The 11,673-nt window shown below is 32.1% G+C and carries 13 protein-coding genes and 2 pseudogenes; 1 reads left to right on the plus strand and 14 read right to left on the minus strand.

Features of this window, described 5'->3' with window-relative positions:
- Positions 1–185: 185 nt before the first annotated feature.
- The 4 genes from EXC62_RS06405 to EXC62_RS06420 all read right to left on the minus strand — a co-directional run bounded on the left by EXC62_RS06405 (position 186) and on the right by EXC62_RS06420 (position 2,990).
- On the minus strand, positions 186–416 hold the full coding sequence (locus tag EXC62_RS06405; RefSeq protein ID WP_000857133.1) for a helix-turn-helix domain-containing protein: 231 nt from the start codon (positions 414–416) through the stop codon (positions 186–188).
- Positions 417–473: 57 nt separating this feature from the next.
- Entirely contained in the window at positions 474–1,226 is a 753-nt protein-coding gene (istB, locus tag EXC62_RS06410) for an IS21-like element helper ATPase IstB (RefSeq protein WP_129747446.1), read from the minus strand.
- Positions 1,219–2,472, minus strand: a complete 1,254-nt coding sequence (istA, locus tag EXC62_RS06415; protein WP_129747540.1) for an IS21 family transposase — start codon at positions 2,470–2,472, stop codon at positions 1,219–1,221. Before istA ends, istB begins: the two co-directional genes overlap by 8 nt.
- Positions 2,473–2,573: 101 nt before the next feature.
- The gene (locus tag EXC62_RS06420; protein ID WP_026389857.1) at positions 2,574–2,990 is read right to left on the minus strand and encodes a sigma-70 family RNA polymerase sigma factor; all 417 of its coding nucleotides are present in this window, start codon (positions 2,988–2,990) and stop codon (positions 2,574–2,576) included.
- A gap of 504 nt (positions 2,991–3,494) precedes the next feature.
- Between EXC62_RS06420 and EXC62_RS06430 the strand changes: the two genes are divergently transcribed.
- On the plus strand, positions 3,495–3,848 hold the full coding sequence (locus EXC62_RS06430) for a helix-turn-helix transcriptional regulator (protein WP_001227347.1): 354 nt from the start codon (positions 3,495–3,497) through the stop codon (positions 3,846–3,848).
- Positions 3,849–3,907: 59 nt separating this feature from the next.
- Here the strand turns inward: EXC62_RS06430 and EXC62_RS06435 are convergent, their stop codons facing one another.
- The 10 genes and pseudogenes from EXC62_RS06435 to EXC62_RS06470 form a co-directional block, all read right to left on the minus strand.
- A complete protein-coding gene (locus tag EXC62_RS06435) occupies positions 3,908–4,075 on the minus strand; it encodes a cysteine-rich KTR domain-containing protein (protein WP_000336323.1) in 168 nt (55 codons plus the stop codon).
- Positions 4,076–4,193: 118 nt separating this feature from the next.
- Positions 4,194–6,113, minus strand: a complete 1,920-nt coding sequence (gene tet(M) / locus EXC62_RS06440; RefSeq protein WP_026389858.1) for a tetracycline resistance ribosomal protection protein Tet(M) — start codon at positions 6,111–6,113, stop codon at positions 4,194–4,196.
- Positions 6,114–6,128: 15 nt separating this feature from the next.
- A pseudogene (locus EXC62_RS09175) lies at positions 6,129–6,176 on the minus strand (tetracycline resistance determinant leader peptide); the annotation flags it as partial.
- A 313-nt stretch (positions 6,177–6,489) separates the two neighbouring features.
- A pseudogene (locus tag EXC62_RS06450) lies at positions 6,490–7,239 on the minus strand (conjugal transfer protein); the annotation flags it as partial.
- Positions 7,193–7,468 (minus strand): hypothetical protein, encoded by a 276-nt coding sequence (locus EXC62_RS08875; RefSeq protein ID WP_162140059.1) that lies wholly within the window; start codon positions 7,466–7,468, stop codon positions 7,193–7,195. The pseudogene EXC62_RS06450 and the gene EXC62_RS08875, both read right to left, overlap by 47 nt.
- 71 nt (positions 7,469–7,539) lie before the next feature.
- On the minus strand, positions 7,540–9,126 hold the full coding sequence (locus tag EXC62_RS06455; RefSeq protein ID WP_026389859.1) for a recombinase family protein: 1,587 nt from the start codon (positions 9,124–9,126) through the stop codon (positions 7,540–7,542).
- Complete coding sequence (locus tag EXC62_RS06460) at positions 9,123–10,424, minus strand: recombinase family protein (protein ID WP_162140060.1); 1,302 nt, start codon at positions 10,422–10,424, stop codon at positions 9,123–9,125. The genes EXC62_RS06455 and EXC62_RS06460 overlap by 4 nt, the downstream gene beginning before the upstream one ends.
- 35 nt (positions 10,425–10,459) lie before the next feature.
- The gene (locus EXC62_RS08880) at positions 10,460–10,639 is read right to left on the minus strand and encodes an SHOCT domain-containing protein (protein ID WP_162140061.1); all 180 of its coding nucleotides are present in this window, start codon (positions 10,637–10,639) and stop codon (positions 10,460–10,462) included.
- Positions 10,626–11,027 carry a type I phosphoribosyltransferase gene (locus EXC62_RS06465; RefSeq protein ID WP_162140062.1) on the minus strand — a complete coding sequence of 134 codons (402 nt, stop codon included), beginning with the start codon at positions 11,025–11,027 and terminating at the stop codon, positions 10,626–10,628. The genes EXC62_RS08880 and EXC62_RS06465 overlap by 14 nt, the downstream gene beginning before the upstream one ends.
- A 134-nt stretch (positions 11,028–11,161) precedes the next feature.
- Positions 11,162–11,608 (minus strand): hypothetical protein, encoded by a 447-nt coding sequence (locus tag EXC62_RS06470; RefSeq protein WP_026389861.1) that lies wholly within the window; start codon positions 11,606–11,608, stop codon positions 11,162–11,164.
- Positions 11,609–11,673 lie beyond the last annotated feature (65 nt).

Genomic DNA, 11,673 nt, shown 5'->3' on the forward strand with positions numbered 1-11,673 from the left:
TTAGTTCCGTTGGCTCTTTTCTTATCGAAACGTATTCGATTACTTTTATTCAGTTTTCAAAGAACAATGGCTCGTTAGCCTATCAAAACACATTGAAAGCTCAATATGCTTTGGTGGAATAACAAACCTCCCTGTTCGGGAAGCGTGGAATGGTTTAGCACGCTTCCACGAAAGGAGAGAGGATATTACTTAATTTCAAATGACAAAATCTTTGTAATCAGTCTGGTTTCCATTCTTCCACGTAAGACTTCATCAACGACCATACTTTGATTGCCATATTCATCTTTCATAAGTCGTAGGGAACGCTTCGTTATGTACCCTCTGTAATGATGTAGAATCTGGTTAATCGCTTCGGTATCGCCATCTGTTGCCTTTACAATGAGAGGAAAGGGAATCATAGGATATTGTGTTTTCATTCTTCAAATTCCTCCATAAATATAAATGTCAATATAAGAATGGACAAAAGTGTGCATTTAAGATTCCTCAGTTTGATTCAGTTCAAGTTTATCTTTAAGTCTATAAGAAGGACCAATAATATTAAACAAATAAGACTGATGAATAATTCTATCTAATATAGCTTTTGTTATCATTTCATCATTACCTAATATTTGAGGCCACTTATCAAAAGTCATATTAGATGTAAATATTGTTGATCTTTTTGTATATCGTAAATCAATTAATTGAAAGAATAACTTTGCTTCCAAAGGTGTTATTTCATTAAATCCCACTTCATCAATGATAAGTAGTTTGTATTTAAAGAAGTGACCTAGTCTTCGATTAAATGTTCCATCATTATAAGCGTTTTTAAGGATTGTTATTAGTTTGTTAAACTTAATAAAATATACACTATTACGTCTTATAGCGACTGAGTACGCTATTGATATAGCTAAATGTGTTTTACCAACACCAGGGTTACCAATTAAGCATATATTAATTGCTTCTTCATAGAAGGTTGATTCAATGATTCCTCTTATTTTTTCTTCATTAACACCTGGTTGAAAACTAAAATCATATTCATCAATAGTTCGAAGAAACGGGAAACCTGCTACTTTAACATTGTATAATTTATTATTTTCTTCCTTAGCTAAAACCTCTTTATTCAATATCTTATGAATTCCTTTTAAATCAGTATTTGTTATCTCATCATTAATATGCAGTTCTTTTAAATATGTATATGCACTTTTAAGTTTTAGATATGTTAATTGATTAAGTACTTCGTTAATCATATTTTATATTCCTCATCTCATTGTTTATAATAGTTGTTCTTTCTTTTGTTTTTATTTCTTTTTCGTATTTTAAATCATGTTCATCTTTAATATTTAATAATTTATCCGTTATTTTGTGGATTGTTATGATTTTTCCTTTATAATAAATATGGAGTTCATTTCCTTTGATAACTGTTAATCCTACTTTTAAACCAATAAATTTTCTAGGGACAGAGTATTTATTAGATTTATAGGATATTAGTGATTCATTTGTTACATGAACCTCTTTTAAACTAAGGTGATACTTTTGTCTGATTTCTTTTCTAGGGAGTGGGCTTAAGTCACCTTTTTCTTTTTCTAATAGAAACCTTCTTGGTAGTTTAGTAGCTTGACTGATATTATCATTATCTTCCTTATGAATTATTTCTAGTTTTTCATGCATTTCATAGATATCCTTATACTTACCATTATAGTTTTTTAGCTGATCAACTATTTTATTTTGTGTTTCTGTTTTTCCTTTAGTTTGTGGTCTATATGGCATACATGGTTTAATCTTAATATTGTAGTCCTTAGCGAACTCTATTAATTTATTGGTAAAGATTGCTTCATTATCTTTATATCTTGGTTTTTCTACAAATTGTTTTAAGTTATCAATTACGAGTTCATGTGGTACTCCACCTATTTCTTCAAAGCTTAAAGCTAAAAACTCTAACAAGTTTTCTGTTTTAGTATCTAATATTAGTTTTCTTACATTATATCTAGACCATGATAATGTTAATGTTGGTATTGTTATAACTGTTTCAGTATTGTTTTTATCAATAAGCCTCACTTTCTCCTTCATATCAAACTGCGCTTGTACTCCCGGATTTGTTTCAAATCTTTCTGTAAAACTCATATCTTTTTTTCTTTTAAATAGTTTATTTAAAAGGGTATCATTTCTTATATATCTATTTAAGCTAGTTCTTGAGCATGCTATATTTTTTTCTCTTTTTAAATATTTAAACAAGTGATCAATATAATCAAAGCTCTGATATTTATCAGTCAAGACTTCTAAGATATATTCTCTATGCTCATCTAAATATTTAACTCTCTTTCTAGTTTCCTTTGGAACTTCTCCATTTAAATATTTCTTAATTGTTTTTCTATCTTTCTTTAATTCTTTAGCTAGTTTACTAATATTCAATTTTATTAATCCCTCCTTGTATGCACTACTAAATAGTAGTAAGTCTTTAATGCTTGTTATTTGTTCTAGTATTATTTTTGTCATAATATCATCAACCTTTCGTTAATAACTATTCTAACAAAAAAGAGTACCTCTTAGTGTTAAGAATTGGGGATTCTTATTTGCACACTATTGGGTACTCTTATTTAACCATTTATAATAAACTTTTTAATTAAGGCTAGTCCACTGGTTCTATGCCGATAGACAGTAGAACGGTTCAATTTCAACAGGTCTGCAATTTCTGAATCGCTCATGTCCATAAAGTAAAACAGCAGTAGAATTTCACGTTTCTTGTCTGGCAACTCACGTAATGCTTCACTCAACAAATCATTTTCAACGCCTACTGATAACCCATTGAGTGTAAAAATCTGAAAGTCAGTTGAATAGTTATCTGTTGTCGCAAACTGGCTAACAAGATAATCGCCAACATCCGAAAAGGACACCTCACGCTTTGCAATCCTTGAAAGATAAAGCATATAATTCTTTCGCTCGTCTTCCATAGCACGTTTACAGATATAGTCAAACTGATTTTCTATTGTGGTCTGAAAAGAAGATGGTTTCATGTTTCTCACCCCCTTTCTGTCTAGGAAAGGAAGTGAGCCTTGCTCGTTTATCTCCTTTCACTCTTAGTCCCAATGTGAAAGGGGGATTTGTTGCATTACTGATAAATAAACTTTGTAAAAAAGTTCTGAATAGCCAAAAAAGCATATAAACAGATTTATTTCTCTGTTTACATGCTTCTGTTATTCTATCTATATGATTTATAAAACCACATTGGTGGACGTACTTATCTATTGCAGATAGACGACTTTTTTTGACAAGAACCCAATGTAAGGAAATTTATTGTATATGATGTACTTCATGGCGACGTTGACCTCCAACAAACCGCCATTTGGAAGTAATATACAATATTTTAACAGCGTAAATAGCACTACCATATAACGGTTTTTTTTATTGGCGTTTAGTAGTGCTTTTTATTAAATATAAACCTATAAACCATATAACACGTTTTTCTATACCTGTTTTTAATTCAGTAGGAACAATAAAATGTATAGAGGTGGTCTACTATGCGTAAAAAAGAAGATAAATATGATTTTAGAGCCTTTGGTTTAGCCATTAAAGAAGCTCGATTGAAACGAGGTTTAACTCGTGAACAAGTGGGAGCATTGATTGAAATTGACCCACGGTACTTAACTAATATTGAAAATAAAGGGCAACACCCCAGCATACAAGTTCTTTATGACCTTGTATCGTTACTTCATGTTTCCGTTGATGAATTTTTCTTACCTGCTAATAACTTGGTAAAAAGCACCCGACGATTACAGATAGAGAAATACATGGATAGCTTTACAGACAAAGAACTATCCTTAATGGAATCTTTAGCCAGCGGTATCAACGAAGCAAGAAACATCGAAGACTAATTAAAAGAATCCATACATAACGGAAAGAGCCGATAAAATGAGATTGTATTAATCTCATTTTATCGGCTCTGCGTCTTTGCGTCTGGCTCTGTAATCACAGTTACTTTGAACTGCTTTATTTCAATTAAATTTTCTTGTCTGCATTTCGGACAATAGAGGGGGAATTTTTTTAATTCAGTATCTTCCCTTATCTTTAATCGTGTTTTATTTCCACATACAGGACACAATATCCACTTGTAGTTTATAATAACTATCTCCTCCTTTACACTTTAATTCAAATCTTTATTAAAAAATATTTCATCTTATTTAACAAGAAACCATATTTATATAACAACATAAAATACACTAAGTTATTTTATTGAACATATATCGTACTTTATCTATCCGACTATTTGGACGACGGGGCTGGCAAACAGGTTCACCGGTAGTAACATGGTACCCTTTTAACTCTGTTAAACAAACACTACGTCCATTTGTAAAGAAAGTTAAATCACTACGATATTCTTGAATACACCGAGCAGGGATTTCTCCACTAAGAATGACCTCATTATTTTTCAATTGAGTGTCTACGATGTTCGCACAATATTTAGGAGCATCGTTGTATGCTCGTGAAAGATATTCCTGTGGCGCATAAATTTTAAAACTAAGATATGGCTCTAACAATTCTGTTCCAGCTTTTTTTAAGACTTGTTCCAATACAATAGGAGCAAGCATCCGAAAATCTGCTGGGGTACTAACAGGGCTATAGTATAAGCCATACTTAAAACAGATTTTACAGTCCGTCACATTCCAACCATACAATCCTTGTTCACAGCCATAGCGTATCCCCTCCATAACTGCATTTTGAAACGATTGATTTAAGTATCCAAGAGAAACCGAGCTCTCATACTGTACTCCGCTCCCTAATGGAAGCTGTGCTACAGATAGACCAATGGAAGCCCAGAAAGGATTCGGTGGAACTTCGATGTGAATGGTATACTCTGCTTTTTTTAACGGTCTTTCCATATAAATGACTGTAGGCTCTTTTATTTCTATCTCCACATGATACTTTTCTTGCAGCAGAGCACAAGTCACTTCCATTTGTACTTTCCCTAAGAAAGAAAGTATGATTTCATGTGTCGCAGAATCCACATAATATCGCAGAAGCGGGTCACTGTCGGAGATTTCTAAAAGTGCATCAAGTAACATTTCCCTTTGTTGAGGTTTGCTCGGTTCAACAGTCGTTTGCAGCAGAGGGAGGGGATTTTCAATTCTCTCTCTCTGTGGCAATAGCTTTGTATCTCCAAGAACACTATTTAACTTCAAAAACTCATTCTGCAAAATAACAATTTCCCCGGAATAAGCCTTATCGATTTTACATAATTCACCATTTATTGAAGTATACATTTCTGTAATTTTTATTTTTTCCTTTTCCGATATTCTAACCGAATCTCGCAAATGCAGTACGCCACTATAAAGACGTATATATGCAAGACGCTGTCTTTTTTCCGAATACTCAATTTTGAAAACTTTTCCGCAAAGTTCAGACTGACCTCGATGTGTTGATGAATAAAATTTATTCGTAATCACTTCTATAAGGTTATCAATCCCTATATTGTTTTTTGCACTTCCGTGATAAACAGGGAACAGGGAACAATTATGAAATCTTATGCTTTCCTCTTGTTCGAGTTCTAATGCTTCCAATAATTTCCCAGACGTATATTTCTCCAAAAGGTAATCATTTCCTTCTATTACCATATCCCATTGTTCAGATTCGGTAAAGTTCATTACACGCATATTAGGATGCAGTTCTACCTTCTGTTTGATTACAATTTCCGCAGAAAGTTTCTCTTTAATATCCTGATAAACCGTTGATAAATCAATTCCATTTTGGTCAATCTTATTGATAAAAAAGATTGTGGGAATACCTATTTTCCTAAGTGCATGAAACAATATACGAGTTTGTGCTTGTACGCCATCTTTTGCAGAAATCAGTAGAATTGCCCCATCTAATACTGATAATGAACGATATACTTCTGCTAAAAAATCCATATGTCCTGGCGTGTCTATGATGTTCATCTTAGTATTTTTCCACTGAAAAGAGGTTATCGCCGTCTGAATTGTAATTCCTCTCTGACGTTCTAAAAGCGTATTATCCGTTTTCGTTGTACCTCTGTCCACGCTTCCTAATTCTGTAATCGCTCCACTGTTATATAATAAGCTTTCTGTTAAGGTAGTTTTTCCCGCATCAACATGAGCTAAAACTCCAATATTAATAATTTTCATGTGATTTTCCTCCATTCAAAAGCCCAAAAGGGCATAAAAATCCCAGTGATAAATACTCTTATCACTGGGATTTTTATGCATAACCATAGGCATACAAAGCATACAGATATTCTCCGGATACTTTAGAATCACATGATAAAGGTATTCTTAAACTGGGTACAAAAAACTAAGCCCTCCTAAAAAAGGACATCCAATTATTTGTTCCCACTATCAAATTGACAGTTTATTTAAGAATACCTTGCCGCATATTTATTAACTCCTTTTAAATAGATACTTAAATAATAGCACGTAAGAGCATATTTGTAAAGGAATCTCCAATTTTTTATCAAAGAGAGTACGTGATTACAAAATAGCTGTAATAATGTACCAATATTTGTTATTCTATAATCTTCCAATTACTCCCGTTCTTTTCAAGTACCAAATCAAATTGAGATACCTGCGTTGCTTTGGTCTGCTGGTCGATATACTCCACTGTCAGCGATACCGTGACTTGATTATCCTTACGATTGTGAATAGGATTTACCAGTTCTTGAAAGATGTACTCTTTTCCGATTGGTTTTAATATCCCGTCATTCACATAGTAGGAAAGTTCACTGGCTGTCGCTGTAGGATAGAGCTTGAAGAACGTCGTTAAAAACTCATTGATTTCATTGGTTGTAATGGAATCAACCGTCCCCTCACTTTCAATGGCTTTTGGTTTATAACTTGATTTCTTAGGTATGTTGGTAATGGTCGGATTCTTAACCAGTACCATATTTCCAGAACCATCTACATAGACACTCACTATATAAGCAGAGTGGACGGTCTTTGTATTTTCTCCCTCTGTAATGAGCTGGTCTACACTGTAGGTTACATTAAACTCATTGTCGCCAGTTGGCTCTACCGTCCATATCTGAAATCCTCTTACAGAAGACGATACAGGAATATCTTTGCGTACTGTATCAACATTGAGAGCTTGAAGTTCATCTGTCAGATAGCCTTTTAGACTTTCCATTCGATTATCAATGGACTTATCGGATTGCTCCCATGAATAGTAGACTTTCGCAAAGTTCTCTACAAAATTTTCTACATGATGAGTATCAACGTATTCCTTTTCTATGATAGTTGTTTCGTGAATAGTATGAGTATACAATTTGAAATAAATGTCTATATTCGTGTGTTATAGCTTTAGCACATTCAAAATAATCATTTTTAAATTTTCTGTTTATTACAATACTAAATTTAGGTTTTATATTTAATCTACTGTCATCTAAAATAGTATCATCAAATGATATTGGTATTTGTTCTATGTTAAAGTACTCTGATACTTTTTGAGAGAGTAATTCTATCTTTTTTTGCATATTTATGTCAGACATTTTATAGTTCTCTTTCTTAAGTTTCGTTTTCTGTGTTATAACATAAAAGCATCTAAAAAGGCCTTAGAACTTTATTCTTTAGCCTTAAATTTTAACCCGTTATTAAATTTAAATGTTATATTCTTGTTACGATTCACTGTTCCTGATTCAACCATCAACATCCATATTCGCTCATCCCATTTATCAATGTCACTTTCAGATTTACGTAGTGCTTTTAAGAATGCTCTCATTTTAATTTCTAATGATTCTTTTTTAAATCTTTCACTTAATAGTTCCTCAAGTTTTGTTTTTAATTTTTCGTGTCTTGTTTCTAACGTTTTATACTTTTTTTCAAATTCATTTGAATTATCAGTTGTTTTTGAGTTATCTTTAATTGCTTTTGTTGCAAGTTCCACAACTACTGCTATCTCTTCACTAACTTTTTCAATTTCTGTTTCTAAATCTTTAGTATTAGCTACTAATTCAATTACTTCATTTAAATCATTAATAATTCTTTTTTTATCTTTCATTGTTATATTATACGCTTCTATAAACTTTAATTTAATATCATCTTCAGTTAAATGTGGAGTCCTACATATGCATTTGTCTTTATCAAACTTATTATTACATTGATAAACAAACCTTTCATATTTGGTATTTGAATGCCATTTCTTTTTACCATAGAAACCTCCACAATCACTGCATATCAATTTTGATGCAAATATATCAGATGATGAATACTTAGCTCCAAGGTTATCTCTTCTTTTAATTTCAATTTGCACTAACTCCCACATATCTTTATCAATAATAGCTGGATGGCTGTTTTCCACATAATACTGTGGTATCTGTCCAGTATTTTTTATTATGGTTTGCTCTAAAAAGTTATCAGTAAATGTTTTTTGAAGGAGAGCATCACCTTTGTATTTTTCATTTTGAAGTATTGAAGTGATATTATTTTTGGTCCAGTTAGTTGATTTCTTTGAAGGAGTTTTTATTCCTCTTTCTTTTAATTCCTTAGCTATACCTGTTGGAGTTTTCCCATAAACTAAAAAGCTTTTATATATTTCTCTTACAATCTCTGCTTCTTCTTCAACAACAACTATTTTGTCATCTACTTTTTTATATCCCAGAAAATTACTATACGCAAATGATACTTTACCTGATTGAAATGCCACACGCTTCCCCCATTGAACGTTCTGACTAATTGATCTTGATTCTTCTTGTGCGATTGATGCCATTATTGTAAGTATTAGTTCACTTTTAGAATCAAGTGTCCACAAATTTTCCTTTTCAAAGAAAACCTCGACACCTTTTTCTTTTAGCTTTCTAACATATGAAATAGTATCTAATGTGTTACGGGCAAATCTTGATATCGATTTAGTAATAATTAAGTTTATCTTTCCATCTAGCGCATCTTTAATCATTTTATTAAAGCCGACTCTCCTCTTAGTGCTTGTTCCAGTTATACCTTCGTCAGCATACACAGTTACAAACTCCCAATCAAGTCTACCTTGAATATACTCTTTATAATAATTGACTTGCGCTTCATAACTAGTGTATTGTTCATCAGAACTTGTTGATACTCTGGCATATGCAGCAACTTTTAATTTTTCTTTGTTGTTCACTGGCATTTGTGTTAATGGATCAATTGTTGATGGAATTACTGTTACTTTTGTCATTTCGCGCTCCCTCCTCCATATCTTTTTAACGTGTGTTGTCTTGCTTGTTCTTTCATGTCATCAGTCCATCCTTCACTTCGTGGTTTATGAGCCCATTCGTATTCTTTGACACTTCCATCATTTAATTCAAAACGAAGTATATTGTTTGGCTGTGCTACTACTTGCTGAACTAAATGTTTAAAAATCGGCATACTAAACTTGTTCATGTTTAACAGATGAATTGCGGCTTCTTTAATCTTGTCATCAGGCACTTGTTGATTATCACAGTAGCTTTTACCTTTATCTCTAAATGTCGAACAAATCCAATAAATGTTATAAGGTCCCCTCCTATATGTATGCGTTTTTCCACATTTCCCACATCTGATATACCCTTTAAATTCATTATTATAACTTGAACTTTTGGCAAATTTCAGAGCTTTGCTTTTCCTTATTGCCTGAGCTTCCATAAATATTTCTTTGCTTATAATTGGTTCGTGGGAATTACTTACAATGTATTTATCAAGTTCACCTTTATTATGCTTTAACTTTTTAGTCAAATGATTATCAATAAAGGTTTTTTGAAGGATTAAATCACCAGTATAATTATAGTTTGCTAATATTTTTGTGATTGTTGTTACACCCCAAGTTTTTGTTCTGTATGGTTTTATTCCTTTTTCATCAAGTATAGTTCTAATCATTCTGTCTCCATAACCTTCTAAATATAGGCTATATATAAATCTAACTATTTCAGCTTCTTCTGGAACAATATGATATTTTTTATTTTCAAGTTTATAACCAAACATTGATGTACTACCCCATATAAGTCCTTTTTCAAAATCTTTCTTAATTCGCCATTTCATATTTTCGGATATACTTCTTGACTCTTCTTGTGCAAAAGTCGCTAAGAACGTTAAGATCATTTCACCTTCACCACTTAAAGTATGTATGTTTTGTTCTTCAAAGAAAATGTTAACATTGATTGCTTTTAAGTCTCTCACTGTTTTTAATAGTGTCATTGTGTTTCTTGCAAATCTTGATATTGATTTTGTAATAATCATATCAATCTTACCCGCTTTACAATCACTCAACATTAGCTGGAACTCATCTCTCAACTCTTTTGTTCCAGTAACTGCCTCGTCCGTATACACTCCTACAAATTCCCACTCAGGTTTACTTTTAATATAGTTTTTGTAGTGGTTCACTTGTGAGGCTAATGAGTTAAGCATTGCATCTTTACCACTTGATACTCTGGCATAAGCAGCAACTCGCAGCCTTTTTGGCATTTCTTTTATCGTTTCAATTTTTGTTATTTTTTTCATAACTTCCACCTCCTTGAGCGTACTCTATTAATCACTTATTTACTCAAATTAGTCAAGTCATTTAAGCGGTAAAGATTACCTGTCTTGATACAATATTTTCCTGCTATAAATGATTCTGATTTTAAGTAGTCGTTTTTACTAATTACGCCGTCATTTAACATCTTTTGAATTGGTGCCATCGACAGATAATACATCTCTAAGTCACTTCGCTTCATTATTGGCACCAACTTTACTTATTTTTGACTTTATGTAACATTCCTGACTACAGTAAATTCTTTTCTTATTACCATATGCTACAAACTCTTTATTACAGTTTTTACACTGATGAGTATAATAAGCCTTCTTATTGACTTTATTTTGGTTTTTGTTCCACCAATTATAGCGACACTTGTCAGAACAGAAAACTTTTTTCCTTTTACCCTCAATTGAAATAATAGACAAAGAACAATTCTTACAGTGTGTTGTTTTTGATTTCTCATCATTTTTTAAACATACATATCTGGCAGCACTAACTGATATGGATAGTTCTTTAGCAATCCTCTTATATCCATATCCTTTATTTCTTAGTTTTAGTATTTGATTATTTAGGTCATCATTATTCATATATTCATACCTCCTCAAAGGTTAATGGCAAGACGACCTTTAAATTGCCGGTTTTTACTACATATAAAATAAAAAAAGCCTTGAAATTAGGTGTAATCCCTATCTTCAAGGCTTGGTATTAAAATCTATTTAGTTTAGAGCTTATCTTTTACTTGTTCATATAGTGCATATGCGAATGATTCTGCTTGAACTTCTATTAGTAAGTTTTCATACTTCCCTTGTTCCATACTGTAGTTTTCATCTAAGAATTCATGCTTCATCTGTTCTAGTTCTTCTTTTGTAAATATACCATGATCCATTCCTAGATCAGCTTCAACGATACATGCATGCTGCAACACGTGAAACACCTCGTGAAAAGCGGTCTTAATAACATTTTCTTTTCGAGCTGTCTTCAACCACTCTTTGTTATATCTTATTAAAAAATTGTCTTTATCATATAGAGCTGAGTGTTCTATTCCTTTAAAGTGATTAATCTCGTTAATAAACACCCAGAGGTCTTTATCAATCTTTAATAAGGATCTAGCATACTCAGTTGCTTTTAGTATTAATTCTTCGTTTGTTGTTAGATTTTTATTTGTCATGTTTATTCACCTTTCAATTGTCATAAGCAATTATAGCCCATTTCAATTTTAAAGTGTAATTTTTT

The organism is Haploplasma axanthum (genome assembly GCF_900660745.1).
Lineage (GTDB): Bacteria > Bacillota_I > Bacilli_A > Acholeplasmatales > Acholeplasmataceae > Haploplasma > Haploplasma axanthum.

Excerpts from the sequence above, each read along its gene's own strand:
- EXC62_RS06405 (WP_000857133.1), bottom strand. The coding sequence starts at position 416 with ATGAAAACACAATATCCTATGATTCCCTTTCCTCTCATTGTAAAGGCA.
- istB (WP_129747446.1), bottom strand. The coding sequence starts at position 1,226 with ATGATTAACGAAGTACTTAATCAATTAACATATCTAAAACTTAAAAGT.
- istA (WP_129747540.1), bottom strand. The coding sequence starts at position 2,472 with ATGACAAAAATAATACTAGAACAAATAACAAGCATTAAAGACTTACTA.
- EXC62_RS06420 (WP_026389857.1), bottom strand. The coding sequence starts at position 2,990 with ATGAAACCATCTTCTTTTCAGACCACAATAGAAAATCAGTTTGACTAT.
- EXC62_RS06430 (WP_001227347.1), top strand. The coding sequence starts at position 3,495 with ATGCGTAAAAAAGAAGATAAATATGATTTTAGAGCCTTTGGTTTAGCC.
- EXC62_RS08875 (WP_162140059.1), bottom strand. The coding sequence starts at position 7,468 with ATGTCTGACATAAATATGCAAAAAAAGATAGAATTACTCTCTCAAAAA.
- EXC62_RS06455 (WP_026389859.1), bottom strand. The coding sequence starts at position 9,126 with ATGACAAAAGTAACAGTAATTCCATCAACAATTGATCCATTAACACAA.
- EXC62_RS06460 (WP_162140060.1), bottom strand. The coding sequence starts at position 10,424 with ATGAAAAAAATAACAAAAATTGAAACGATAAAAGAAATGCCAAAAAGG.
- EXC62_RS08880 (WP_162140061.1), bottom strand. The coding sequence starts at position 10,639 with ATGAAGCGAAGTGACTTAGAGATGTATTATCTGTCGATGGCACCAATT.
- EXC62_RS06465 (WP_162140062.1), bottom strand. The coding sequence starts at position 11,027 with ATGAATAATGATGACCTAAATAATCAAATACTAAAACTAAGAAATAAA.
- EXC62_RS06470 (WP_026389861.1), bottom strand. The coding sequence starts at position 11,608 with ATGACAAATAAAAATCTAACAACAAACGAAGAATTAATACTAAAAGCA.